Source organism: Calditrichia bacterium (assembly GCA_020634975.1).
In the GTDB taxonomy this organism is placed as follows: domain Bacteria; phylum Calditrichota; class Calditrichia; order RBG-13-44-9; family J075; genus JACKAQ01.
Genome location: JACKAQ010000001.1, coordinates 1366469 through 1393079 on the forward strand (window position 1 = coordinate 1366469; position 26611 = coordinate 1393079).

At 43.0% G+C, this 26611-nt stretch carries 19 protein-coding genes, 1 pseudogene and 4 CRISPR repeat arrays (1 of these 24 only partly in view); of the genes and pseudogenes, 7 read left to right on the top strand and 13 right to left on the bottom strand.

The annotated features are described in order from the left end of the window. Nucleotides 1–68: 68 nt before the first annotated feature. The 11 genes and pseudogenes from H6629_05565 to H6629_05615 form a co-directional block, all read right to left on the bottom strand. The gene (locus H6629_05565) at nucleotides 69–1379 is read right to left on the bottom strand and encodes a TolC family protein (protein ID MCB9067258.1); all 1311 of its coding nucleotides are present in this window, start codon (nucleotides 1377–1379) and stop codon (nucleotides 69–71) included. Next, complete coding sequence (locus tag H6629_05570; GenBank protein MCB9067259.1) at nucleotides 1366–1839, bottom strand: hypothetical protein; 474 nt, start codon at nucleotides 1837–1839, stop codon at nucleotides 1366–1368. The genes H6629_05565 and H6629_05570 overlap by 14 nt, the downstream gene beginning before the upstream one ends. A 343-nt stretch (nucleotides 1840–2182) precedes the next feature. Continuing rightward, entirely contained in the window at nucleotides 2183–2659 is a 477-nt protein-coding gene (locus tag H6629_05575; GenBank protein ID MCB9067260.1) for a DoxX family protein, read from the bottom strand. Nucleotides 2660–2748: 89 nt separating this feature from the next. After that, nucleotides 2749–3000, bottom strand: a complete 252-nt coding sequence (locus tag H6629_05580; GenBank protein ID MCB9067261.1) for a cytochrome c — start codon at nucleotides 2998–3000, stop codon at nucleotides 2749–2751. Between the two features lie 57 nt (nucleotides 3001–3057). Then, on the bottom strand, nucleotides 3058–4248 hold the full coding sequence (locus H6629_05585) for a hypothetical protein (GenBank protein MCB9067262.1): 1191 nt from the start codon (nucleotides 4246–4248) through the stop codon (nucleotides 3058–3060). A 32-nt stretch (nucleotides 4249–4280) separates the two neighbouring features. Then, nucleotides 4281–4709, bottom strand: coding sequence for a c-type cytochrome (locus tag H6629_05590; protein MCB9067263.1), 429 nt, complete (start codon nucleotides 4707–4709; stop codon nucleotides 4281–4283). A gap of 233 nt (nucleotides 4710–4942) precedes the next feature. Then, complete coding sequence (locus H6629_05595; GenBank protein ID MCB9067264.1) at nucleotides 4943–6313, bottom strand: sigma-54-dependent Fis family transcriptional regulator; 1371 nt, start codon at nucleotides 6311–6313, stop codon at nucleotides 4943–4945. Nucleotides 6314–6325: 12 nt separating this feature from the next. After that, entirely contained in the window at nucleotides 6326–8065 is a 1740-nt protein-coding gene (locus tag H6629_05600) for a PAS domain-containing protein (protein MCB9067265.1), read from the bottom strand. A gap of 12 nt (nucleotides 8066–8077) precedes the next feature. Next, nucleotides 8078–9427, bottom strand: a complete 1350-nt coding sequence (locus tag H6629_05605) for a sigma-54-dependent Fis family transcriptional regulator (protein ID MCB9067266.1) — start codon at nucleotides 9425–9427, stop codon at nucleotides 8078–8080. A gap of 50 nt (nucleotides 9428–9477) precedes the next feature. Then, on the bottom strand, nucleotides 9478–10638 hold the full coding sequence (locus H6629_05610) for a GHKL domain-containing protein (protein ID MCB9067267.1): 1161 nt from the start codon (nucleotides 10636–10638) through the stop codon (nucleotides 9478–9480). A gap of 242 nt (nucleotides 10639–10880) precedes the next feature. Beyond that, a pseudogene (locus H6629_05615) lies at nucleotides 10881–12072 on the bottom strand (IS3 family transposase). Nucleotides 12073–12471: 399 nt separating this feature from the next. On the opposite strand from H6629_05615, the gene H6629_05620 reads away from it, so the two are divergent. The 5 genes from H6629_05620 (at nucleotide 12472) to H6629_05640 (ending at nucleotide 18922) form a co-directional block, all read left to right on the top strand. Then, nucleotides 12472–14271: an SAM-dependent DNA methyltransferase gene (locus H6629_05620; protein ID MCB9067268.1), complete on the top strand. Its 1800-nt coding sequence runs from the start codon at nucleotides 12472–12474 to the stop codon at nucleotides 14269–14271. 202 nt (nucleotides 14272–14473) lie between these two features. Beyond that, nucleotides 14474–15313 (top strand): hypothetical protein, encoded by an 840-nt coding sequence (locus H6629_05625; GenBank protein MCB9067269.1) that lies wholly within the window; start codon nucleotides 14474–14476, stop codon nucleotides 15311–15313. Nucleotides 15314–15541: 228 nt separating this feature from the next. Continuing rightward, a complete protein-coding gene (locus H6629_05630) occupies nucleotides 15542–16441 on the top strand; it encodes a toprim domain-containing protein (GenBank protein ID MCB9067270.1) in 900 nt (299 codons plus the stop codon). A gap of 67 nt (nucleotides 16442–16508) precedes the next feature. Next, nucleotides 16509–17680 (top strand): IS3 family transposase gene (locus tag H6629_05635; GenBank protein ID MCB9067271.1). Its coding sequence is split into 2 segments (ribosomal slippage): nucleotides 16509–16767 and nucleotides 16767–17680, totalling 1173 coding nucleotides; the frame shifts between segments, so codons are not numbered across the junction. A gap of 78 nt (nucleotides 17681–17758) precedes the next feature. After that, nucleotides 17759–18922 carry a hypothetical protein gene (locus tag H6629_05640; GenBank protein ID MCB9067272.1) on the top strand — a complete coding sequence of 388 codons (1164 nt, stop codon included), beginning with the start codon at nucleotides 17759–17761 and terminating at the stop codon, nucleotides 18920–18922. On the opposite strand, the gene H6629_05645 is transcribed toward H6629_05640, so the two are convergent. Beyond that, nucleotides 18897–19838 carry an IS5 family transposase gene (locus H6629_05645; protein ID MCB9067273.1) on the bottom strand — a complete coding sequence of 314 codons (942 nt, stop codon included), beginning with the start codon at nucleotides 19836–19838 and terminating at the stop codon, nucleotides 18897–18899. The two genes, H6629_05640 and H6629_05645, sit on opposite strands and share 26 nt — an antisense overlap. 225 nt (nucleotides 19839–20063) lie before the next feature. Between H6629_05645 and csm5 the strand changes: the two genes are divergently transcribed. Next, on the top strand, nucleotides 20064–21194 hold the full coding sequence (gene csm5, locus H6629_05650) for a type III-A CRISPR-associated RAMP protein Csm5 (protein MCB9067274.1): 1131 nt from the start codon (nucleotides 20064–20066) through the stop codon (nucleotides 21192–21194). A gap of 12 nt (nucleotides 21195–21206) precedes the next feature. Then, nucleotides 21207–21887, top strand: coding sequence for a hypothetical protein (locus H6629_05655; protein MCB9067275.1), 681 nt, complete (start codon nucleotides 21207–21209; stop codon nucleotides 21885–21887). A gap of 398 nt (nucleotides 21888–22285) precedes the next feature. Continuing rightward, nucleotides 22286–22703: direct repeats of the CRISPR family, unit length 37 nt; unit sequence CTCAGAATAGACCTGATGATTACGATAGGATTGTGAC. Between the two features lie 1514 nt (nucleotides 22704–24217). On the opposite strand, the gene H6629_05660 is transcribed toward H6629_05655, so the two are convergent. Next, nucleotides 24218–24937: a transposase gene (locus tag H6629_05660; GenBank protein MCB9067276.1), complete on the bottom strand. Its 720-nt coding sequence runs from the start codon at nucleotides 24935–24937 to the stop codon at nucleotides 24218–24220. A 227-nt stretch (nucleotides 24938–25164) separates the two neighbouring features. After that, a CRISPR array of direct repeats spans nucleotides 25165–25511; the repeat unit is 37 nt; unit sequence CTCAGAATAGACCTGATGATTACGATAGGATTGTGAC. Between the two features lie 320 nt (nucleotides 25512–25831). Next, nucleotides 25832–26248: a CRISPR direct-repeat array (repeat unit 37 nt; unit sequence CTCAGAATAGACCTGATGATTACGATAGGATTGTGAC). Between the two features lie 103 nt (nucleotides 26249–26351). Further along, nucleotides 26352–26611: a CRISPR direct-repeat array (repeat unit 37 nt; unit sequence CTCAGAATAGACCTGATGATTACGATAGGATTGTGAC); it runs 89 nt beyond the window's last position.

The following is a 26611-nucleotide window of genomic DNA, read 5'->3' on the forward strand; positions in this document are numbered from 1 at the left end:
TTCGTTTGTGCATTACATGCTCCAAAGGTTTGTCGGTGATTTTATCCATATCATTTGGTTAACAATGTTTACTTTTGAAAATCCACGCCTGTCAGCGCTTCCAGTTTTGCAATTCCCTTATAATAGTCACTGATTATCCGGTGATAATCCTGTTCGAAATTGAAAAGGTTAATCTGGTTCGTCAAAAGGGTGAGAAAATCCACTTTGTCCGTTTGATATCCGGCAATAGCAGATTGCAACGATTGCGACGCCTGGGGAATAATGCCTGTTTGGTACAACTCAACCAATTTTTCATTCTTGCGCAAGTCATTTAAACTAACGTCAATCGCCGCATATACCTGGTTTTTAATATCCCGGTATTTATCCGCCACCGAATTACGCATGAGTTGGCTCTCTGCTACCTGTTGACGTTGTTTGCGCCAGAAATACAGCGGGACTTTTACACTGAACATACCGGAGATAAAATCGGCGCCGCCCATGCCGCTTTGCAGAACTTCCCGTTGGGTGTATGCAACCCCGAGGCTAAAATCCGGTAAATATTCCCTTTTTGCGAGTTTGATTTTTTGCTCACTCTGACGTTCTGTGGCTTGCCAGGCTTGTAATAATGGACGGGCGGTGTCTGCCTGTGCTTTTAATTCCGCAAAATCCAAAGAGCGTTCACGATAAATGAGATCCTCCGTTGAACCCAGCGGAAGATCTGCCGGGCGATTGAGCAAAGCATTGAGCTGTGCTTCTAACGCATCACGTTTTTGTTGTAATTGAATCTGGCGGTCGCTCATTTTGGACCGTTCAACTTGGGCACGTAAGACATCTTGTTGTAACCCGGTTCCCACGCTGTATTTGGATTCAGCGATTTCTACAAATTCTGAGAGGATTGCTTCATTTTTTCCGGTAATCTCGATGGCTCTATCAACAAAATACAGATCATAGTAAGTGTTTTTGACTTGTTGCACCAACTGATTGCGAAGCTCCTGATAGCGGTATTCAGAAGTGGAAGCATTTTCCCGGGCAATGGTTTCCCTGAGCCCTTGCTTACCCGGAAAAGGAAACATCTGCATGATGGCAATCTGCTTACCGGTCATCGGTTCCTGGTTAAAATCGAGGGTATTCACCGGCAGATTCATCAAATTGAAACTGATTACCGGGTCCGGCAAGGCGCCAGCCTGGGGAATTTTAGCGTTTTCGGCCTGCCAGGCATTTTGTGCGGATTGCAGGTCCGGATTGTTATCCAAAGCTTCCCTGATAAGCTCCGGCAATCTAAGTGTGTTTTCCGGTGACTGTGCCGCTAACGAGGGAAAAAGAGCTATCAGCAACAAGAGGGTTATCAAATTAACATATCGATACATTCCCAAATTCCTTTCTTTTTCAATCCATTTCATTTTGTTCAATTTCCACATCTGGATTTTCCGGTCGGATAAGTTTTGGCTGTTCGAGAAAATGGGTAGAAATGCTTTTTTGATGCTTCAGCGCAAAAATGCTAAACACTACCAACAGCAAACTACCCCACCAAAAATAGCTGAAAGTGTGCATGTACTGATGGTGCAAGTTCTCAGTAGAAAATGACGTGGACTGTTCTGCGTATTTGCCGGATGGAGTTTCTTTTGATTGTAAAACTTGATCATTGGTATCATGAGAGTGACGATAATCATGATCCGGAAATGCCAGCCGATGAAACAGACAGGTAAATTGATTATCCAGGTTAATTGGAAAGAAAAGGACCGTTCCGTTCAACCCGATGATCAAAAGAACCAACAGAGTGATATTTTTAGGTCTAAAATTCTGTGTACTCAAAGCTGCATTTCCTTTCCGTTTTCCGAATACTTCCGGTACGGTATTCAATGATGATGCCAAAAATGTTGTTGTCAAGGGAGAAGTGAAGATAATTCCAGGTTTTACAGTGGGTTGGAAGCTGTTAAAATAAAAGAGTCAATGGTTTAGAGCAGGGTGTTAAGCGGATGGATCTCAGAAAAACGCGGAATATTCTACATTCAAATTGTAGAATATTCTACAGAATTACGAAAAACAAAAATGATCATAAATTTAATTGGATGGGTATCGAGGGTTCAAGCCCCGAAGATGTAAAGCCACCCTATTTTATCGTAATGTGATAACAAAAGGTGGCTTTACATTTCTTTATACAGCGGGTGACCTTTACAAAAGGTTTATCCAGTTTTTGTAATGGTTATGAATCTATGTTAACTGTCGAGATACTGTTTTTTTCTTTCCTGAATGTATCAACAGACAGATTTCCGGCACCTGTAAATAAAAGGGAAATCAGGCAGGCAATATATAGTAAGTTGATTTCGATACCCGGCACGCCAAATTTGGGGCCAGCTTCAATCATGATATTGACATTCATTAAATCAAATCCGTTGGGCAAATTTACCCAAAACATTGCAACCGCCATATTTATAAGGAGAAGTATGTTGGTTATGGTCATGAAACTGCCAAGTAGTAATGCGATTCCACCCAAAAACTCAAGACCACCGATCACCCAGGAGAATATCCCTGCTGCGGGCACACCTATATCATTAAGCAAACGGAGAAAATTATCCTGCCCGACAGACGTAAATAGTTTTACATATCCATGATAGATGAAACCCAAACCCAGGATCAGTCGAATTGGTACCGGGCTCCATGGTGTTAAATTATTTCTCATTGTACCTACCCCTTTGTTTTATGAAAAAGGTGAATCCGGTAAAAGATCCACCTTTTTCTATATTTTAAGGTATGGATTGCCAGTTAAATTCAATTACTTGCTTTCAGGAATTCAGCAATTTTTTCTGCTTCAGTTGCCGTCAGGTTAGCGCGGGTGCGCATGTGCATGACTGCTACATCCCATTCACTATCACTGAAACTTGCCGGGCTGCGAACGTTGTGACACCGTCCGCAATTTTCGCCCCAAAGCATTGCACCGGGTTTGTCAGCGTTTTTAAGCGAGCCCGCACAACCGGCCAAGACAGTTAAGGCAATAGTGCCAAAAGTAAAGAGTAGTACCAGGTAAAACTTGGTTTTATTAGTCTTATTGAATTTCATTGTTGTCTCCTTTCAGGTTTATCAGAAACCAATAGAAAATTGTCCAATCAGCATATTTCCAGTTTCTTCTTCATCTTCATGAATTGATGTTATACTTTCGTATGCAATTTTAAAAACGGTGCTGGGTGCAAACCAATAATTCAACCCCAAGGAAACACGTTCTATATCGATGTTAAGCGGTGCTTCCTCAGGCAGGTCTAACTTGTCGAAGCGGGTCACCAATTCAATATTTTTTAGAAAAGTGCTTTCTACATCGGCAGGTTGATAGGCAAACTGGGCATAGTAGGCATTGCTTTCGTTGTCGAATTCAAGGGGATGGGCATCGGGATTGTCTACTTTTAACCTGACATATTGCCCGCGTAAATCAACCCGCCCCTTCAGGAATGCCAGATCACGTGTCAGTGCAATATCGACGGCATTGGTCATCGCTTTCATATCGCTGAATGGTGTATCTTTGCTGCCCACAGTGGCACTTTCGATACCTACGCCGATCTCAAACTGGGAAAAAGGAATGAAGGAAATGCGCCCGCCAATGGCTTTATTATCATTATTGTCATTGGTGTTCGAAAAATTCAACGTGCCGTTTGCTGAAACACCATGACCATCTTCCCCTTCATCCCCATCGGTTGTTTTATAAAGCGCACCTTCACCATGGTTATCCAAACTATCTTCCACGGCTACATTAAGTGTCGGTCCATTAGATAGATACACTGAATAAGTGATTTTCCCACCACCAGCATCCACACCACCACGTGCCTGTACACCGATTTGGGTGCCAGCCAATAAAGGAACACCACCATGGCTCGAGAGCCCTAATGGCATGGTTGGCAGTTTATTGATCCAAGTGGGGTGCAAGCGCTCAACAAAATTATTAACAGGACTTAAAAATTTTCCACCACCAACGGTGATGTAGTCATTGAACACGTAAAACAACTGAGCATATTCCAACCCAACGTTGGTTCCGCCATCTTCCAGTTCAAATTCTGCCTCGCCTTCAAAGAATATCCGGTCATTTACTTTCCATAAAAAAATAGGCGCAAAACCAGATTCAAAATTTGACGGCGACCCATCCTCATTTTCAAAATTAATAAATCCATATCCGCTGAGTAAGAAACTGGTTTGGCCGCTACTACTTGAGGCAGTTTGCTGTCCCCAAACTGGTATGATGATTAAAAATGCAGTGATTAAAACCGCTGTAACTTTATACTTCATATTACACCTCCTCGAGTTTGTGTTATTTGATGTTAATGTGATGCGAACGTTCGAAGATAATTGATTACTTGCCACCTCTTTTCTTCAGAAAGAATTTCTTTAAAAGCGGGCATGGGTGCGTTCCCGTTAGTGAGTTTCCAGAAAATTTCCCCATCAGTTTGCTGACTGAATAATGCCTTCGTGAAGTCCGGAAGTTTTTTGCCGAGGTATTTTCCCGCGGGTCCGTCACCTTTGCCACCATTTCCATGGCAGGTCGCACATTGCTGTTCAAATATCTTCTTACCCTCTGCTTTTACTTTCGCATCACTTGTTATAGGATTTTGGATGTTCTTTGCCGTTGGCGGCGCAACCCAGCTATCCGTATCCGAACCAGTATTCTTCCCTTTTGCCAACACAGAACCTATCTGCAGTAAAGTGAAAATCACAAGAATCGCAAATATACCAGCTTCGTTCTTTTTCATTTTTTTTTCTCCTTCCAAATAAACATAAAATTTATAAATATTTGTTCACTATCATTTATTGATGTTTCAATAATGGTGCCAATATTGAACAGGCAAATAAAAAATAGATTTATATTGTTGTTTTTAATGAAATTGTGGTTGGTGGTAGGTGTAAAAAAAGCAATGCCTATTGCAAAAAGGCAAGACCTTGGAGGAGACAATTTTGCAAAAATGCAAGAGGTGTGAGAATAAATTTATTTTTCGGTTGCGGTTGGATCGTTGACGTTCAGATCTGACATTTTGCGATACAGGGTCGAAGGATTGATACCCATTTTTCGTGCAGCTTCTTCCTTATTCCAATTACAGTTCGACAGTACTTGATGAATAAACTGTCGCTCAAAGTTATGAACGGCATTTTTCAAGTTCTTGGTTTGCAATGGTAAAAAAACTTGTTTGGCAGTGACTTGTGGAGGAAATCCCTCCGCAGTAAGCATATCACCATCACAGAGGATCATTGCTCGCTCTATCAGGTTGCGCAATTCCCGGATATTTCCCGGCCACTCATAATTCATCAATGCCTGCAGGACATCGGGATCAATGCCAACATAGCGATTTTTTAACTCTTTATTAAATTTATTGATGAAGTGGTCTGCTAGCAGCGGTATATCCGATATCCGTTCGCGCAATGGCGGCAAATCAATCTCAAAGACGGCGATGCGATAATACAGATCTTCCCGGAATTCACCGGTTTGAATATGCGATTTCAATTTTTTGTTGGTTGCAGCAATGATACGGGCTTTCATGGGTAAGAGGGTGGTGCCCCCGACGCGGTAAAATTCACGCTGTTCTAGCACGCGGAGCAATTTGCTTTGCAGACTCGGGGGCATTTCGGAGATCTCATCCAAAAATAGAGTACCTTCTCCTGTAGTTTCAAAAAAACCGCTCTTATCTTTGGTAGCGCCAGTGAAAGCGCCTTTCACATATCCAAATAATTCGCTTTCCAGCAGAGTTTCCTGGAATCCTGCACAGTTAATAGCAACAAACGGTTGCTGATTGACCAGGCTGAACTCATGCACTGCCCGGGCAACCAATTCTTTACCTGTTCCTGATTCCCCGGTGATTAGCACTATGCTGTTTGTGGGGGCAACCTTCTCGATCAGCCCCAGCGCGTTTTGCATGGCCGGACTTTTGCCGACCAGTGCCAGGGAGGCAATGTCTTCGGAAACATCTCGCCGTAGTTGCTTTATTTCCTGGAGCAACCGCTGGTGTTCCAGTATCCGCTGTATCCGGTTGAGAACATCTTCGATAACCGGTGGTTTCAGCACATAATCGACAGCTCCTTTGCGGAATGCTTCGATAGCGGTTTCCAGGGTGCCGAAGGCCGTCATGATGATTACATTTCCACCGGGATTGATACTCCGCAAATCCTCGAGAATATCGATACCGCTTTTTCCGGGCATCACGATATCCGAAAGGATAATGTCAGGTAAAAACGCTCCGGCTCGTTCCAGCCCTTCCTCAGCTGTTGCGGCTGTGTGGCAGTCAAATCCTTTGCGCCTGAGTAGTAAGGCTAAATCTTCGCGAAACAAATCTTCATCTTCGATGATCAAAATTCTAGCAGTCATATTTGCATTCCTTTATTTACGGGAGCCGTGTAATGGAAGTAAAACCTCTACACTGATCCCTTTACTTTTGTTGTTGTCAAACCGGATTTCTCCGCCGTGCGCTTGCACAAAATGGTTGACAATAAACAAACCTAACCCGGAGCCTTTTTCTTTCGTAGTGAAAAACGGTTGGAAAATTTTTCCGCGATGTTCCTCGGGAATACCCATACCTTCATCGCTAAATTCTATAACAAAATTGCCTTTTTGTAGGTATGATACAATCGATAAAACGCCGCCCTCAGGCATTGCTTCCAGCGCATTTAATCCCAGATTTAAAAACACCTGTTTTAACTGGTCGCGCACCCCCAAGGTATCTGGAAGATTAGGTTGTAGCTTTGTTTCAATCTTACATTTCCTGGCTCCTTTATGATAGTTGAGCATTTCAATTGTCTCTTGCAAAATCTCGTTTACATGGTATGTACCCCAGCTTACCGGTGAGGGACGACCGAACTGCGAGATGCCTTTCACGATACGTTCGATGCGGCCGATTTCCCGTTTCAGCAGTTCAATACTTTGAGATACAAACCCCGGATCTGCTTCTGTTTCCATCAGATGAAGCCTTGTCGAAATCGACGCCAGAGGGTTTCCCACCTCGTGGGCGATACCTGCGGACATCGTTCCCAGGGTTACCATTTTGGCGGCATGCAACATTTCTGCTTCGATGATTTTTTTCTGGCTGATATCCTGAATCAGTTCTACAACCTGGTAAATTTCACCCTTGGCATCCCGTAGGGGTGCTACCGTTACCTGGAAGAACTGTTTCTGTCCGCTTTCATCGACCTGCTCGCGCTCTTCGGTGCGTATAATACCGTCTCGTAATGTTTTTTCCACTGAAACTTCTTTGTCATTAAGCCATGCTGCAAGTTTCGCGCTTTTACTTCCATCGTTTCCTTCTATCAACCCAAGCCAATTTTTTGCCGGCTCATTAAACCAGATCGGTTTCAGCGATTCATTCAGTATTAACAATCCCGCGCCAGTAGATTGTAACACATGTTCCAAACGTTGTCTTTCTTCGCGGCTTTTGGTTTCTTCGGCGCGTAATTGAGTCATAATATTGGTAATGAAATATGCTGTCAATAGTAAAATGAACAGGGTCAACAGCGACATGCTCCAAACATATACCGGATAGTGGGCGGCATGTATGCCATTTTCTGAGTGATGATCATGTTCATCGTGTTGATCATCTGTGGCCATCATATCATCGGTTTGGGCGATTTTGTGAGGAAAGATATCCAGAGTATAATGCGGTACCACTTCGTTTAACTCAAGCATTGCCAGGGAGCTATATAGCAAAAAGGCCAGCACAACGACACCATAACAACGCTTTTTATTGAGCAGAATTCCGCTCAGGATCACATGAAAAAGGTACACAAAGGAAAGGGGATTTTCAATACCCCCGGAATAATGTAGCATCAATGTCAGGATGAACAAATCCCATACGATCTGAATCAACTTTAAACGATCCGGGTGCCTGCCTTTGCGCATTAAATACAGATATACCAGATTGGTAATTGCCAAAAGACCTATCAACCCGACAAGCGGCCACAAGACTTCCTCTTCCATATAATGCAAAACTTTGATGGTCAGGAAAACCAGTGCCAGAGCAACGCCGCTGGCAATCCAGCGCAACCGGATAAACCACAGATTCAGATATTGTGATTGGGCAACTCCCCAGAGTGGTGGATGGATCGGATTTGACGGGGAAAATGTCATTTTTCCGTCTTTCTACGAATCGATGTTTAGTTTTTTTAAGCGATACAGCAACACATGCCGGGGGACTTTAAGTATTCGGGCGGCTTTGGAACGGTTGCCGCCAGCCTCATCAAGCGCTCCCAGTATCGCCCTTTTCTCCACTTCTGCAAGTGAATGGGTGTCAGCAGAAATCCTGTGTTGATCCGAATCCGCTGTTTTTAGCCTGGTTAGCAAGTTTGCGGGCAGACTATCCATTGTAATGTGATTATCGGAGGAGAGTACTACTGCACGCTCAATTACGTTTTCCAGCTCTCTCACATTGCCCGGCCACTCATAATCCTGCAACGCGGTAATGACTTCCGGCGCAACCTGGAACCGGCGGTCCTTGGCATATCGTTTGATGAAAAAATCAACCATATAAGGAACCTCCTCCTTTCGATCCCTTAATGGCGGGATCTGGACCGGCACAACACTTAAGCGATAGTACAGGTCTTCCCGAAAGTTGCCCTCCTGGACCATCATTTCCAAATTCTTGTTGGTGGCAGCAATAACCCGGACATCAGTTTTGATAGTTTTGGAACCTCCTAGGCGTTCTACCTCATGCTCCTGAAGGACACGCAATAGTTTGGCCTGGACATCCTCCCTCAAATCCCCAATTTCATCAAGAAAGATCGAGCCGCCATCAGCGATCTCAAATTTGCCTTTGCGATCTTTAATGGCACCTGTGAAGGCGCCTTTTACATGACCGAACAATTCACTTTCCAACAAGTTATCGGGAATCGACGGGCAATTGACTGTCACCAGGGGTTTGTCTTTTCGCGGACTGTTATAATGTATTGCCCGTGCAACCAATTCTTTTCCGGTCCCGCTTTCGCCAAGGATCAATACTGTTGCATCACTGGCAGCCACCCGCCCAGCCATTTTTAACACCTCTTCCATTTTCGCACTGTGTGCCACCAAATTTTCAAAACGGTATTTTCCTATTAATTCCTGCCGAAGTATATTGTTCTCCTGCTGCAACCTTCGCAATTGCAGGGCTTTCTCGATAACAAATCGCAATTGCTCTTGACCAAAGGGTTTGGTCAAATAGTCATCTGCCCCAAGATGGCAAGCTTCCAGGGCATTATCCACACTGCCATGTGCTGTGATAATAATGACAACTACCTGCCGGTTACGGCGGCGGATATCTTTTAAAACCTGAATCCCACTTATGTCCGGCATCTGTATATCGGTTATAACCAACTCGAAATCCTGTTGAGCAAAATACTTTAAACCTTCTGCACCACTATTCGCAGATGTGACATTGTAGCCGTTTTTTTTCAATTGATAGGCAATGACTTTGCATAGATTCACATCGTCATCTATGAGTAAAATGCGATTCATGTTGAAACTTTCGTATGGTTAAATGATACTTAGAGATTTTCAAGTTTCTGCTAATATAACGTTTTTATTTTTTTTCTCTCTGTTTCCTGCTCAATTAAAAGGATGAATTCCGTGCCCTGATCAGGTGTGCTGTTTATCTGAATTCGCCAGTGATGTTGATCGGCGATTCGTTTTACAATGCTTAATCCTAAACCCGTTCCCTTTTTTTTAGTTGTGAAAAAGGGTTTAAATATCTCTTTCATGTTCTCTGGCTTGATACCCTTTCCCTGGTCTTTGATTGATAATGTCAATAGATTTCCAGGATATTGTTTATTGGCATCATTGTTTCCGTCTGCAATTGTTCCTGAAATCAATATTTCACCAGGCGATTTCATTGCCTCGATGGCATTTAACAACAGGTTTATCAAGATTTGTTGCAAGTCATTGGGATTCCCGTTCAAAATGAGTGGCGTAGCTGGAAGATTCTTTCGGAAACGGATTCGCTCTTTTCTGGCACGGCTTGCCAAAATCAGGCAAGAATTGTGAATAATTTCGTTCACATTATAGTTCGTGTCCGGGAAAGTTTGTTTTTTGGCAAAATTCAAATAACTCTCTACAACGCTGCTCATACGTTCGGTTTCTAATATAAGAATTTCAAAAAACTCATTCTTTTTTAAATCTTCTGGCAATTCGTCATTTATAATTTCAACTGTCCCACGTATGGTTCCAAGCGGATTCCGCAATTCATGTGCCATACTTGCTGTCAATTCACCAACTATTGCTAACCTGTCAGAAAGCCGCAGTTGTTCTTCTAATTCTGACAATTCACTGGCTTGTGTTTTAAGCTTTTTCAGAGAATTTTCTAATTCGGTAGCTATTTGTTGGTACCGCTCTTTTTCTCTTTTTTCTTTTTGAGCCTTTAACCCGGTTAAGTAACCAATGATATTGAATAACAGTACCTGCAGGAATCCGAGCAAATTGTGCTCAAAATCCCCAACCCATTGAAACATTATATGAGGCGTAAAAATAGTGCTAACGACGATTGCAGTGCCTAATCCACCCTTTACGCCAAATTGTAACGCACCAATCAGAATTGGAATAAAATATGTCTGCATAAGTATTAAATGTATATGCCCTTCAGTCGGCGGTGTGTTCATATGGAAACCAGAGATAATTAAAGTGGTTATAACAATTGATCCCCACCAAAAAATTTCTTTTACCTTTGCATTCAATTATAATCCCTCATTGATTATTTATGAATTGTATAATATTCTACAATAAAAAGCAAAATATAACTAAACTTAATGGGTTGTTAAACAAGTTCAGTGGTATTTGGCCTTCCCCGAAATCTGGCTCAAGATAACAACAAATATCATTCTGTGCCCCGCTTTTGGGAAAGTGTGATTGTTTTGTCACAAAACCCTTTTCAATATATGGTACCATATGGCCTTCCCCCGAAAAAGTGGACACAAAGTTAAGCTGCATTGTTAAGTTTAAGTTGTTCAAACTGAACCGGTGTTAGATAGCCAATAGCTGAATGCTTCCGGATTTTATTATAGAAAATTTCGATGTAATAAAAAATACTCTGTTTCGCTTCATTCCGGGTTTTAAATGCCGGAAACGGATAAATGAATTCGCGTTTCAAAGAACTAAAGAAACTTTCTGCCATGGCATTGTCATAGCAATCGCCCTTTTTGCTCATGCTTTGCTTTATGCCGTGTTGTTGCAACAATTCGCCAACCGCATGGGCGGCATACTGACTGCCGCGATCGGAGTGAAAGATCAGCCCTGACAGGTTCTTGCGGCGTCCCAGAGCGCTTTTCAACGCGTTTAACACCAGGTCTTTGGTCATTCGCTGACTCATTGACCAGCCAATAATCTGGCGCGAGAAGACGTCCAGGATGATTGCCAGATACAGCCACCCTTCCAGCGTCCAGACGTAAGTGATGTCGGATACCCACAGTTGGTTCGGTCCCGGGGCGCTTCCCGAAGGGACTCTACGAGGAAGTCTTGTTCAACCAGATTGGGAGCCACCGGCAGATCGTGTTTGGAATCGGTGGTCACCTTGAATTTTCGCTTTGTTCTGGCTGCCAGTTCCTTCTCTGAGCATCAGCCGGGCAACGCGATTCTCACTGCATTGGATGCCTTTATCCCGTAATTCACGGGTGATTCTCGGCTTCCATAGGTGCCATAAGAGGCATCATAGGTTTCTTCAATTTTCAAGTAAAGTGCTTCATTGCTTTTCTTGCGTTCACTCTCCGGGGCATTGCGCCACCGGTAATAGCCGCTCCTGGATACATCCAGAACCCGGCACATTTTCCCCACAGCAAACTCGGAGCGGTGATTGTTTATAAATTCAAATTTCATTTGCTGTGTTTCGAGAAAATGGCCAAGGCTTTTTTTAAGATGTCGCGCTCCTCTTTGACAGTAGCCAGTTCTTTTTTCAGGCGACGCATTTCTTCAACTTCGGGTAGCTGGTTGCCTTTTCCCGGAAATGCAGCAGTACCGTTTTGTTTGAACTCCTGGACCCAGCGACCCAAGTTATTGGGATGGATACCCAGATTTCGAGATACCTCGGCGGTCTTCTGACCGCCTTCGATGACCAATTTAACGGCTTCTTTTTTGAATTCAGTTGTAAAAACTCTGCGAGTTTTTTCTGTTTCCATGACACACCTCCGTCGTTTTGATTGTTAATATACAACTTTTCGGTGTGTCCACAAAACTGGGGGAACTTCAATATTGTGTTTCGAAAAAAGTCATGAAAATCAGTTTAGTTAAAAGGTTAAAAGAGTTAAATCTTTTTCTACTCTAACCTCTCAAAAAAAATAAAAAAAATAAAAGAATAATAATTAAATTATAGAAGAAAAGGTGCAAAATACATTTAACTCTTTTAACCTTTTAACCCTGTGAAATCAAAATTTAATGAACATTAAATTGCTTTTTAAATTTCCTCATCCAAAATATCTGAATCTTTTTCTTCAATTTGATCACGTGATGATCTATATTTTAGCCATATATTTTCAAAAACGCATTGTATAACCTGAAAGAACAAGACAGCGACGTCGATGAATTGGCAAACCATTCAGATTGAAGGCACATTAATTTCAGCAGATTTGCTCACCGAAATTTACAACGGGACAGCAATTGGTCAAAAAGCATCTGATTTTTCCCTCAACGGCAAATTACGACTTGTTGATGAAATTGCCGCAAGTTGGTCAGATGCCCGCGCTTATTGGGAAGCCTTCCAGCACGGCTTACGCCGTGTTAAAGCGGATGAAACGGGGGCTACGGTTACCCGGGAACTGTGGATACTGCCATTTTTGCGCACATTGGGCTTTGAAGACATCAGCTTTTCCCGCAGCGCAGCCCAGGTGGGCGGTCAATCCTATTTCATTTCCCACCGGCTGGGCAAAGTAGAGGAAGGGCTGCCCATTCACATCGAAGGCGCCAATGTGGATCTGGATTGCCGACCACCCAGCGGCAGACCGCGCATCTCCCCGCATGCCCTGGTTCAGGAGTATTTGAACCGCACCGAGCATCTCTGGACAATTGTTACCAACTATTACCAGCTTCGAATTCTGCGGGATGCCGCCCACCCTAGCCGACCTACCTACCTGCAATTCGACCTCCGCGAGGTAATGACCGGCGAACACTTCTCTGACTTTTCGATTTTGTTTAGACTTATCCACCATACGCGCTGGCCCGGCAGTATCGATACCGTTCACGAATGCCTGCTGGAGCAATACTACCTGACCGGCATCGAATCAGGCGGAAGTGTGCAGAAAAAACTGCGGGATGGCGTAGAATCTGCCATCAAAATATTTGGCAACGGTTTCCTGGCACATCCCGCAAATGAGCATTTGCGCAACAAGATCCAAAGCAATGAACTGCAAACCTTGAACTACTACCGCCAACTGCTGCGGCTGGTATATCGCTTTCTGTTTCTGATGGTTTCCGAAGTACGCAACTTGGTGGTTCCCGATCCGGAAAATGACACCCTGTATCGCATTTATGATGAGAATTACAGCATTTCCCGGTTGCGCAGCAAAGTGGAACGGCCGTTGGATCCCGAGGAACGTCATTGGGATCTCTGGGAAGCGGTCAAACAGAATTTCAGCCAGTATTGCGACGAGTGGCAGGGCGCAATATTGGGCATCACAGTGCTGAACGGTGAATTGTTCGTCCCCCGCTCCATACCGGATTTGGAGGAAACCCGCCTCTACAATCGCGGCTTTCTGCGCGGATTCGCCCACATTTTGCTGATTAAAGACAGCAAAACCACCCGCCGCATCAACTACGCCCATCTGGATGTGGAAGAACTCGGCTCGGTGTATGAAAGCCTGCTGGACTGCCACCCGGATATTCGGGAGCGCAACGGACAAATGACGTTTGACCTAGTATTTGGCACAGAGCGCAAATCCACCGGCTCCTACTACAGCCGCCCGGAGTTGGTGAACGAATTGATCAAAAGCGCGCTGGTGCCGGTGATGGAAGAGCGAATTGCCGCGCTGCTACTATCCATAAAAGTGTGCGACCCTGCTGCAGGCTCTGGTCATTTTTTGTTGGCAGCATCCCGACGCTTGGCCAGTGAGCAGGCAAAGCTGCGCAGCGGCGAAGACCCACTCCAGCCTAGTTCCGCCGGGCGATGCGAGATATTTTCCGGCACTGTGTTTAAGGTGTGGATATCAATCCCTTGGCAGTGGATCTCTGCAAAGTGGCGCTATGGCTGGCTGGACACAATCGCGGTATGCCCATCACCTTTCTGTATCATCGCATCAAGTGTGGCAACAGCCTGGTGGGAATCGATACCCTGGAACGCCCGAAGGAAAGGATTCCCGAAGATGCCTTTAAGCCGGTACCGGTGACGACCGGAATTGCCAAACAGATTCGGGCGCGCAATCGCAGGTAGCGCTAAGAACTCGAATGCAGACAGTATCGTCTGGCGTATGAGGGATTTGAGGAACAACTGGTAAAAGATTTTAGGACGTTTGTCAATTGAAACGGCACAACAAGTGGTGCAGCAAATATCGCAATTCTGAAACCATACTTAATTTTAAGGAGTCAAAAATGTCTGGTCAAAAATCAGTGCATAAAGCTTACATAAATGGTGTGAAGATCCCTAAATCTGCAACCGAAGAGGAGGTTTTAAAAAAGCTACGCTCCTCAAAAAAAGCGAAACAGGCAAATGGGAAAGAGAAAAAAAATGCTCGACAATTGCTCGGCGATCTCATGAAAAAAATAGAGAACCCTGCTGATGAGAAAGAAATAACGGCCAGTTCAAGAAGCTCCAATGATGATGTGTCGGTTCATTCAAACCGGGAAAGATTGAGATCCTTTAAAAATAAAATTTACCCTATGAACGACATTTGCAAAGAAGAAACTAAAGCAAATTCAGATCTCGTGCTGGAGGGATTTCAAAAAGCTCGTTTGAAGGGTGAAGAACTTGAAATGACCAAAACTGTATTAGAAAGCAAACATAAAGAGCTTGAAAAAACCCAACACAAACTTGATCTTACTCAAGATTATAATGCGACATTAGAAAACGAGAATTACCGTTTAAAATATCCGGATTCAAATGCAGACTTTGGCTTGACGGAAGCCAAAGCCGAGGAGTACAGTAAAATTCTGAGTAAACAATACAAATTTACAAAGCGGCAAACTGAGATAATTAAGATTATCATTAAATATCATTTAGAAGGATTTGAACAGGTTCATGAAAAGGAGGTATTAAAATTAACATCCTACCCAAGTGGTTCTGTCAAAGATATATTCCGATCGCGAAGAGAAGCATACAATAAATTATTCCTGCGATATACTCGTTCCAAAAATTCTCCTGTAAGAAAAGGCTACTATAGGCTGAATATCATCGATCAGGATTTAAATATCAAAATTTTCGGTGGTCTGTAAAAATACACGATTTTTACACGATTGCATCAATAATACACTTTTTTATACCCGATAAGAATTTATAACATACCCCTGTATGTTCGACACAGGGGCAAATCAGTATTAGCTAAGCCCAAAATAAGGTGTTCATTTATACACACTAAATAGATTTTTTTTACAAAGAACTCCTGGTAACCCCTGTGTCGAAAGATTCCAGGGGTTTTTTGTTTATCAAAAAAGGAGTTAGAGATGAATGCGTCAGTAACACAATTTTTGCTTGAAAAACACGGTATTCAGGTAAGTGCAGGTAAGCAAACCGGGTGTCCGTATTGTGGTCATAATAGTCTTTCTATAAATCGGGATGACAATCTCGCAAAATGCTTTTTTCCAAGTTGTGGAAAATTCATCAAACCCTTTTCAAGCAACAATGATTTCTATTCAAAAGTATATCACGTTCTTGAAAAATTGTATCAAGATTTTCATAATGAATTGCTTAAACAACAAAACCAAACAGATCAAACTGCTTATTCGTATCTATCACGAGAACGAAATCTTCACCCCCAAATAATAAAAGACGCAATGTTAGGGGTTGTCCCCCAAGAGTACAATTCGAGTTCTATATTTTCAGACATTGAAGATGAGCTAAGTGAAAAACTACAAAATAAAAAGCAAAGCAGAACAGGAAAACGCGGCAGGCCTCTTAAACAAACTGGCTTGAGTGAAGAGGATCAAATAGGTCTTATACAAACAATCAAAGAAAAATTACTCAACTGTCTTGAAGGCACCGCCGGTTGGCTTTGCTTTTTCTATACCGATGAAAATCATCGTATAACAGCAATTCGTTTCAGAAAACCCTATTCAAAAGAAATTCTTTTTTTTAAGCCTTTTCAAAAAGTTGGGGTTTTCGGGTTAAACTTGTTTGCCCCTTTCAAGTCTCCAGAATGGACCTTCTACAACCAAAGCTTCATTGTTGTTGAGGGTGAATTTAATTTGTTATCACTTCAATCACTTACAATAAAGTATTGTAAATCGCAAGGATGGCATCCTGGGTATATTCATGCCGCAGCCGTCGGCAGCGTGACTTGCGCAGACTGCCAAACCCTTCGAAAAGTATGCAAAACACCCATCATCTGTTATGATAATGATTGAAGTTCCCCCATTTTTGTGGACACACCAAAAAGTTGTATATTAACAACCCAAATTACAGAGGTGTGTCATGAAAGAAGAAACAACACGAAGGGTTTTTACAACAGAGTTCAAAAAAGAAGCTGTTAAATTAGTTCTCGAGGGCGATCAAAAGATTGCCGAGGTATCTCGGAATCTGGGTATTCATCCCAACAACCTGAGTCGCTGGATTCAGGAGTTCAAACAAAACGGCACAGCTGCATTTCCGGGAAAAGGCAAGCTGCTTCCCGAAGCTGAAGAAATGCGTCGTCTGGAAAAAGAACTGGCATCTGTCAAAGCGGAGCGCGACATCTTAAAAAAAGCCTTGGCCATTTTCTCGAAACACAGCAAATGAAGTTTGAATTCATCGACAATCACCGCTCCGAATTTTCTGTGGAGAAAATGTGCCGGGTTCTGGATGTATCCAGGAGCGGCTATTATCGCTTGCGCAATGCCCCGGAAAGTGACCGTAAAAATAGTAATGAAGCACTTTACGTGCGAATTAAAGAAACCTATGATGCCGCTCATGGCACCTATGGAAGCCCGAGAATCACCCGTGAATTACGGGATAAAGGCATCCAATGCAGTGAGAATCGCGTTGCCCGGCTGATGCGGAAAAAGGAGTTGGCAGCCAAAACAAAGCGCAAATTCAAGGTGACCACCGATTCCAAACACGATCTGCCGGTGGCTCCCAATCTGGTTGAACAAGACTTCAGTTCCCCGGCACCGAATCGGTTATGGGTATCAGACATCACCTACGTCTGGACGCTGGAAGGATGGCTGTATCTGGCAATCATTCTGGACGTATTCTCTCGCCAGATTGTTGGCTGGTCAATGAATCAGCGAATGACCAAAGACCTGGTGTTAAACGCTCTAAAAAGCGCCCTGGGGCGCCGTAAGATCCCTTCAGGGATGATCTTTCACTCCGACCGCGGTAGCCAGTATGCCGCCCGCGCTGTTGGTGAATTTTTGAAACAACGGAACATTCAGCAAAGCATGAGCAAAAAAGGCGACTGTTACGACAATGCCATGGCTGAAAGTTTCTTTAGTTCCTTGAAACGCGAATTCATTTATCCGTTCCCGGTTTTCAAAACCCGGAATGAAGCAAAACAAAGCATTTTTTATTACATCGAAATTTTCTATAATAAGATCCGGAAGCATTCAGCCATTGGCTATTTGACTCCGGTTCAGTTTGAACAACTTAAATTCATCAATGCAGCTTAACTTTGTGTCCACTTTTTCGGGGGAAGACCAGATATTAGCGGTGCTGGTCTAAAATTAGTCGAAAAAACTCGTCGAACGATGTATGTTTCAGCATTTACCACTCCTGAATTGGACAGCGACTTGGATGACTTCATACAAAAAAACAGAAATGAAAAAATCGAAGATTTGTGGAATGATGTCAAACAACTTATTTCTGAAAAAAAATTCCTCCCACGGAATGTTGATGAACTAATTAATGATATAAAAAACATAAGATGTAAAAATGGACAAAACAAAAATTTAAGGGAGTTTGAGATAAACCAAAAAATCGCAGAAATCGTAATCGACGACCTAAACATGCGTGGTGAATTTTATCGAAACGAGAGTGAAGTATTTTTTTTTGATAAAGTTAGAAAACATTTATGCAAGATTTCTTCGGGCGATTTAGAATGTAAATTGTTACTTGATAACCTTGGCTTAAATCGTTCAGAGAGACTTTTCAATTATATATCAGAAGCTATCCATGCCTTTGGGTATAAAAATGGGAAGGTGACTAAGATTCATACCACTTCCTTTTATGACAGTACAAATAACATTTCATACCTTTATAACCATGATAGTCAAATCTATCGAATTACTCCAAATTCCGTTGATCTGGTGGACAACGGCACTGACGGCATTTTATTTTTACAAAAACAAAAGACAGATCCTTTCAAATTTTTAGAGTTTGATAATAATCAAACTTTCAGTTGGTTAGATAGAGATTTCATCTCAGATATCAATTTCGACACATCATCAAACTCAGTCGAAGATGTTCAATTATTGCTAAAAGTATGGTTATATGCACTTTTTTTCGAGAGCATTATGCCTACAAAACCAATCCTTACCTTCATTGGACCAAAAGGATCAGGAAAGAGTTTTGTTCAACGGTTAATTGGAATAATTTTATTTGGACGATACTTCAATGTTACACCTGTTGAACATAATCAAAAGGATTTCGATGCTGCGGTATCAAATTCATACTATATGGTTTTGGATAATGTTGAGAATTCTCCGACTTGGTTACAAGATCGTTTGGCTGTTCTATCCACTGGCGGTACTCTCAGAAAACGGTTGTATTATACCACCAATGAAGAAATAGACATCTCACTGCGTTGTTTTTTAGCTATTAATGCTATAGAACGGCTTTGTTGCATAATTCAACTAAGTGTGATCTACCTTGCCGCCATCGCGCGGATCAGTCGTTCACCATATAACTTTTAGGCATTCCCAAATGCGTCATTTTGTTCAATACCGAGCAGCGAATAAAAGCCTCAGTTGCCTGATGCTCAAACAGCCGGTTGCTCAAGCTGTCTCCAAAGAGGGTTTTCAATCGGTACATGACATTTTCGGCAATGCTGCGACGGTGATAACCGCTGGTTTTCTTCCAGGCTGCCTTGCCCATTTTCCTTATCGCTCTGAGAATTTCATCCCTGGGCAACGTCGCTTTTGCAGTGTTTCCATGTTGTCTGATGCGACTCCCTTTTCGAGGTGGTATCGTTGCCTTTGCTCCCCGCTCCGCGATCGCCTCGTGGTTATCCCAACTATCGTAAGCACCGTCACCGCTTACCTGTGCAATCGGCTCTTCGATCGAATTCAACATCTCTGGCAGTTGTTCGCCATCGCCACCATCGGCTTCGGTAAAAATCGAAACCAATATTTCACTACTACCTTCGTCAATGGCCAAGTGCAATTTTCTCCAGGTGCGTCTTTTGCTATAGCCATGTTGTCGTACTTTCCACTCTCCCTCGCCAAAGATCTTCAGCCCGGTAGCATCAACCACTACGTGAAGCGATTGCCCACTATGAGTGCGTGGCAGTTGAACCTCCAGGCTCAGTTGGCGACGGCAAAGCGTACTGTAATCCGGGTTTTTCAAAGGCAGATTCATCAACGTAATCATGGAACCGACCAATCCCTGAGTCGCCCGCAGCGGCAACTTGAAAATGGCCCGCAGGCTCAACGCCGTTTCAATGGCAATATCAGAATAAGTGCCCGGGCGACCACGTTTACCGGTCTTATCAATCGCATTCCATTTTTTGATCGCTGCTTCATTAAACCAAATTGTCAAGCTGCCACGTTCGATCAAGGAACGGTTATAGGACGACCAGTTGGATACTCTATAGGATTTCTTTGCTGCCATGGGATATCACCTGTGTTAATATGATGGCCAAGAATATCCGTGTTTAATCTGAATTATGCAACAATGCCGTTGTCATGCTAAAAGCCGGAGCCGTGATTAAAGATTCCCAATTCTCAATGTATAAGACATATGGGAAACTTCAGACCAATATCCATGGCACAAATAAGGAGATAGTTCAATACGGCTATGCTTTTCCTTTTCCAATTCATATAGTGGAGGATAGCAATGAGTAATAACCCAAGCCATCGTGGACGTTCAGAGCACCCCTCTTATGACGCAAAGAGGAGAAAACGTATTTACATCCCCAAATATCAAGTTATAAAGCTCGCTTGTGAAATTCTGAGCCCTGTCCATATAGGAACCGGGGAGGAAATTCCTGTATATGAATATGTTATATCAGAGGGGATGCTATACAAAGTCAACTTTGACAAAGCTATTTCGCGGTTTTCTGCTGATGAATTAGACAGGTTTAATAGTTTGAATGAGAAGGGGAATTATACCGAGATAAGAGCCTTTCTTGCTGATAAATATGCAGATAAATCATTTCGCAAATCTGTAACACAATTCTCTATCCCAGTTAGCAAAGAGATTGAAGAGACCTACATCGCAAAAATTGGTGATACGGAAAATCAACTAATTATCAATTTAAATCAGCGAAATACACTGTCGCAAGAACCGGTAATTCCGGGAAGCTCTATAAAAGGTGCTATCCGAACGGCCATACTAAATTTATTGGAAAGTCGCTATGAAGGCATAATAGAAGGTAATGCCCAGAAAATTGAGGGAACATTATTACAGGCATTAAATTTTGGACGTGTTGATGCTACCAGAGACCCTTTCAAACATTTAAAAGTTGAAGATGTGCATTTACCTTTAGGCAGCACGAACATTTGTAATGTGCGAAACGGATTACAAGGTGATGACGGTTTTAAAATATACGATATTCAAATGATCCACGAAGTATCTAATTCAACCATTAGTTCGAACCCTGTCAAATTTCATTTGAATATCGTCTTGTCGTCAGAAATGAATGTTTTTGAACAAAAGGGAAAACCGCCATTCCGGATTACCCCTGAGGTTTTAATAAATGCCGTGAGTAAATATTACAAAGAGCGTTTGGAAATTGTAGAAGCTGGTTTTTTCAAAAACACATCCATTCAGGGACAAATTAATGCCATTCATAATGCTGTAAATTTTGATGAAGGAGAATTCTTACTTCGTGTTGGACGTTTTTCGGGCAAGTTGTCCATAACGCTTGATAAACATCGTGTCGGACGTGACCCGAAGTCCAGAAACCTGGCTGATGGTGTTTATCCAATGGGATGGATAAAGTGCAAACGTATTGATACTAACTAAAGGGAGAATCCTGTGCGATTATTATTCATCTTCTTTTTGGCGCTGACGAATGTTGTCGGCTTTTCTCAAACGGACAGCTTAAAAACAGACTTGCTAAAACACGAGATTCGCGATGAAAGACAAAATGAACTGAAGTCATTCAAAAGCGAACTTCGTGATGATGTTCAGGCAAAATTACAGCATTTTAGTAACGTCGAAAACCAAATCCATCATACGATACATTTGTATGCAATAATTGGCGGCGTTTTGCTATCTCTAATTACTTTTATTGGTTATCAAGCCTTAAAGAAGATGGTTCAAAGCGGCTTAAATAAGGAGATTAATAAGGCTTTCTACAAAATTAATCCAATTAACACTCCCATTAAATTACCCAGAAGTAAAATGGATAAACAAGCGAACCTGCTCAAACAACTTGAGTTCACCAACATCACTTACTACAGCGAATTGGGAAATGACTGCACACAAGATGTTGTAGTCTATATGGCAACATCAGATGATGAGGCAAAAGAGTTGGAAGATTTTTTAACTGAGTGGAATCTAAGGGATCGTTATGATGTTGCCTATGTAGTGTTCACAAAAGGTGAACATCTCAACACAGCTTTAAGAACATATGATAATGTAACTTTTGCAAACAACCATTTAAGTTTGGTTCAGGCTATTTTTGTGGCATCCAGAGGGGTTATACCATACTAAAACTAGTTTTATAAATTGTGCTCTTTGACATCAGTCTCACCCGCTATTGGGAAATAGCGCGGTGTGCAATCCTGTCGGTGATAACCGAACAAGATTTATAGACCTGATGATTATGATTGGATTGTGACAAAAAAGACTAAACCGGTTCGCGTATCCATCATACTAACTCAGAATAGACCTGATGATTACGATAGGATTGTGACCTTGATATAGTCGATTCTTGTCTTCCACCGTGACCTCACAGAATAGACCTGATGATTACGATAGGATTCATGAGGCGCATCCATGCCCCTCACCCTGCGGGCTCGCACCAGAGGTGCAAGTGCAAATCCGCTATCCTGTTGAAAACCCCTTCGGGGCGGATTTGTGTGGCTGACAGCTGATTGCTGATTACTGAACGCTTATTCGACCTGATGATTACGATAGGATTGTGACAAATCAAGTGCACCCATTATCGTGCAGGCGAGTTGTTATCTCAGAATAGACCTGATGATTACGATAGGATTGTGACTCATTGATAATTGTCACTCCGTCTGCGGAAAGGGCGGTCTCAGAATAGACCTGATGATTACGATAGGATTGTGACAGTGCTTCGTCTGCGGGTAATCAAACCGGCTTTTCCTTAGACTCAGAATAGACCTGATGATTACGATAGGATTGTGACCTCGCCAGAACCGCCGCAAAGCCGGTTGCAAGCTGGTCGTCTCAGAATAGACCTGATGATTACGATAGGATTGTGACCATTCATTCGCCGTATGCCACCAAAGCAAATCCGGGAACTCAGAATAGACCTGATGATTACGATAGGATTCATGAGGCACTTCCTGTGCCTCACCCTGCGAGGCTCGCACCTGCGGTGCAAGTGCAAATCCGCTCTCCTGCGGATTTGTGTGCCTGAAAGCTGACGGCTGATGGCTGAACACTATTTCGACCTGATGATTACGATAGGATTGTGACTAGACACAAAAACTCCCATTAAAACGGATACAACAGATTTCTCAGAATAGACCTGATGATTACGATAGGATTGTGACAGCTGTGACCGTTTTCCGAATAAGCGTTTGTTACAAATTCTCTCAGAATAGACCTGATGATTACGATAGGATTGTGACACCTCCTTTCATTTGTTTTATTGAACTATAATGAGTTAATAACTCAGAATAGACCTGATGATTACGATAGGATTCATGAGGCACTTCCGTGTGCCTCACCCTTCGGGCTCGCACCTGCGGTGCAAGTGCAAATCCGCTCTCCTGCGGATTTGTGTGGCTAACAGCTAAATAGCTAACGACTAATAGCTGCCCCTCAGAATAGACCTGATGATTACGATAGGATTCATGAGGCGCATCCATGCACCTCACCCTGCGGGCTCGCACCTGCGGTGCAAGTGCAAATCCGCTATCCTGTTGAAAACTGGGGCGGATTTGTGTGGCTGACAGCTGATTGCTGATTACTGAACGCTTATTCGACCTGATGATTACGATAGGATTGTCAAATCAAGCACCCATTATCGTGCAGGCGAGTTGTTATCTCAGAATAGACCTGATGATTACGATAGGATTGTGACTTTGTGACTATCTCAGAATAGACCTAGGATTGCAGCGTTTACGTTGCGGGTGCACCCAAACCGCTTTCTCTCAGAATAGACCTGATGATTACGATAGGATTGTGACATCTTTCTGCCAACCTTCATCTATCAATCTCTTTATCTTGGCTCAGAATAGACCTGATGATTACGATAGGATTCATGAGGCGCTTCCATGCCTCCTCACCCTGCGGGCTCGCACCTGCGGTGCAAGTGAAAATCCGCTCTCCTGCGGATTTGTGTGGCTGATTGACGGCTGATGCTGATTCGACCTGATGATTACGATAGGATTGTGACTAGACACAAAAACTCCCATTAAAACGGATACAACAGATTTCTCAGAATAGACCTGATGATTACGATAGGATTGTGACAGCTGTGACCGTTTTCCGAATAAGCGTTTGTTACAAATTCTCTCAGAATAGACCTGATGATTACGATAGGATTGTGACACCTCCTTTCATTTGTTTTATTGAACTATAATGAGTTAATAACCAGAATAGACCTGATGATTACGATAGGATTCATGAGGCGCATCCATGCACCTCACCCTTCGGGCTCGCACCTGTGGTGCAAGTGCAAATCCGCTCTCCTGCGGATTTGTGTGGCTAAAAACCAACAGCTAATCGCTAATAACCATTGGTGCTAGTTTTTCATAAGTTGAACTCAGCAATAGATAAAGGTATAAAGCCACATTCATCGGGATTCAATCCATCCCATTGAGCGATAGGATTGTGAATGCTGGCTATTCGTTTGCACCCATGGCTTTCTCAGAATAGACATTTACGAAATAATCCCATTTTCGGTGCATTACTTTTTTAAAATGACAGACTAAAGTGAGCATGGAGAATACCGTTTCAATGAGCATTCGCTGATTCCATCGCCCCCGTTGACATATTTTCAAGTTGTCGGGATCGCCTTCTTTTGCATGAAAATGCTGATCGGCAAAGATAATCATATGTTCCTGGAGCTCTTTTATTAAATGTTGGAATACCGTATCATGGACATTGGCAGTATCACAATCCCAGGCGGAGATCAATCCGAACTGGTTTATGACAAGGCAAAGTTTGCATCCAACAATCCAGCGATAATTGGATTTGCCTTTTTTGCCGATCTGTTGGTCACTTCGACCTTCACGGACGGGATGGATCAACTCAATGCCGTAAGAATCGATAATGCCGAGCACAGTGGGCTCTGCCATAAAAAAGCTGGTCAGGTGGCGGTGTCTCTTGAATAGCCGGAAAAGCCGGGTTCGTTCAGGCAGATTTGGAAAATATTCTTGCCAATCTCGTTTAATCCAGCGATAGAAAGCCCGGTTCCCAACACCCTTGATAGCAAACAAAAAAGCCAGAGTCGCTACTTCACTGGGATAAAACGATGATAATGGGTGTTTCTGTATCTTATTTTCAATCATTGTATCATCAATACGAGAAAATAGCTCGGTTACAAAAGTGATTGTGTTCATGCGGTATCTCCTTAATTAATAAAGGCTTATTAACTAAGATACAGATACCGCGTGACTTTTTCAAAAACTAGCACCAATGGTTAATAGCTGCCCTTCAGAATAGACCTGATGATTACGATAGGATTCATGAGGCGCATCCATGCACCTCACCCTTCGGGCTCGCACCTGTGGTGCAAGTGCAAATCCGCTCTCCTGCGGATTTGTGTGGCTGATTACTGATGGCTGATAGCTGGTTAGACCTGATGATTACGATAGGATTGTGACGGCATTCCAGCCCGCCACCTGCCGACTTGCGTTGTATCGCCATCTCAGAATAGACCTGATGATTACGATAGGATTGTGACCTTAACCCCGCGCAATTCTTTCGAGCTTTCGCTCTACGTCCCTCAGAATAGACCTGATGATTACGATAGGATTGTGACAAACTAAAATCTCCGTTTTCGGCATCGGTAAAGTTTACTCAGAATAGACCTGATGATTACGATAGGATTGTGACCCAGAAGGCACCCATCATGATCCCGGCGATGAGCGCAACGCCTCAGAATAGACCTGATGATTACGATTGGATTCATGAGGCGCATCCATGCACCTCACCCTGCGGGCTCGCACCTGCGGTGCAAGTGCAAATCCGCTATCCTGCGGATTTGTGTGCCTGAAAGCTGAATGCTGATGGCTGAATGCTATTTCGACCTGATGATTACGATAGGATTGTGACACACTCGTCAGCGTCGGAGCAATCAACATATTGCGCCATCTCAGAATAGACCTGATGATTACGATAGGATTCATGAGGCGCATCCATGCACCTCACCCTGCGGGCTCGCACCTGCGGTGCAAGTGCAAATCTGCTTTCCCTGCGGATTTGTGTGGTTGAAAGCTGATGGCTGAACGCTATTTCGACCTGATGATTACGATAGGATTGTGACGAATTTGTGAGAAATGACTCTGCTTCTTTCCCGTTCACTCTCAGAATAGACCTGATGATTACGATAGGATTGTGACTGACACTTTTTACACCTTTTTTCCCAGCACATATTAGCTCCCTCAGAATAGACCTGATGATTACGATAGGATTGTGACGCTACTCCTTTGATTGAGATGATTGAGCATAAAACGAATCTCAGAATAGACCTGATGATTACGATAGGATTGTGACCTTTTTTCCGAAATTAATAATGTTGCCATAAAGACGAAAACTCAGAATAGACCTGATGATTACGATAGGATTGTGACAACTCTTGCCCAACCATTGATAAGCCGGATACTTTCTGACCCTCACAATAGACCTGATGATTACGATAGGATTCATGAGGCACTTCCGTGTGCCTCACCCTTCGGGCTCGCACCTGTGGTGCAAGTGCAAATCCGCTGTCCTGCGGATTTGTGTGGCTGAAAGCTGACTGCTGATGGCTGAACGCTATTCGACCTGATGATTACGATAGGATTGTGACTCGACTCCAGCTTTAATGGTGGCGTTGTTGCCAGCACCATTCTCAGAATAGACCTGATGATTACGATAGGATTGTGACTGCCCTTGTATTTTTCTCCTCCGTCAGTGTTCTTCTTCCCTCAGAATAGACCTGATGATTACGATAGGATTGTGACAACATTACCTTTTCCGACCCAGATTCGGAAACTAACTGACTCAGAATAGACCTGATGATTACGATAGGA

Bases quoted from the DNA above. Each gene is read 5' to 3' on its own strand.
- H6629_05645 (MCB9067273.1), bottom strand. From the start codon at position 19,838: ATGGCAGCAAAGAAATCCTATAGAGTATCCAACTGGTCGTCCTATAAC.
- H6629_05625 (MCB9067269.1), top strand. From the start codon at position 14,474: ATGTCTGGTCAAAAATCAGTGCATAAAGCTTACATAAATGGTGTGAAG.
- H6629_05590 (MCB9067263.1), bottom strand. From the start codon at position 4,709: ATGAAAAAGAACGAAGCTGGTATATTTGCGATTCTTGTGATTTTCACT.
- H6629_05605 (MCB9067266.1), bottom strand. From the start codon at position 9,427: ATGAATCGCATTTTACTCATAGATGACGATGTGAATCTATGCAAAGTC.
- H6629_05660 (MCB9067276.1), bottom strand. From the start codon at position 24,937: ATGAACACAATCACTTTTGTAACCGAGCTATTTTCTCGTATTGATGAT.
- csm5 (MCB9067274.1), top strand. From the start codon at position 20,064: ATGAGTAATAACCCAAGCCATCGTGGACGTTCAGAGCACCCCTCTTAT.
- H6629_05630 (MCB9067270.1), top strand. From the start codon at position 15,542: ATGAATGCGTCAGTAACACAATTTTTGCTTGAAAAACACGGTATTCAG.
- H6629_05600 (MCB9067265.1), bottom strand. From the start codon at position 8,065: ATGACATTTTCCCCGTCAAATCCGATCCATCCACCACTCTGGGGAGTT.
- H6629_05620 (MCB9067268.1), top strand. From the start codon at position 12,472: ATGAATTGGCAAACCATTCAGATTGAAGGCACATTAATTTCAGCAGAT.
- H6629_05595 (MCB9067264.1), bottom strand. From the start codon at position 6,313: ATGACTGCTAGAATTTTGATCATCGAAGATGAAGATTTGTTTCGCGAA.
- H6629_05565 (MCB9067258.1), bottom strand. From the start codon at position 1,379: ATGAAATGGATTGAAAAAGAAAGGAATTTGGGAATGTATCGATATGTT.
- H6629_05575 (MCB9067260.1), bottom strand. From the start codon at position 2,659: ATGAGAAATAATTTAACACCATGGAGCCCGGTACCAATTCGACTGATC.
- H6629_05640 (MCB9067272.1), top strand. From the start codon at position 17,759: ATGTATGTTTCAGCATTTACCACTCCTGAATTGGACAGCGACTTGGAT.
- H6629_05585 (MCB9067262.1), bottom strand. From the start codon at position 4,248: ATGAAGTATAAAGTTACAGCGGTTTTAATCACTGCATTTTTAATCATC.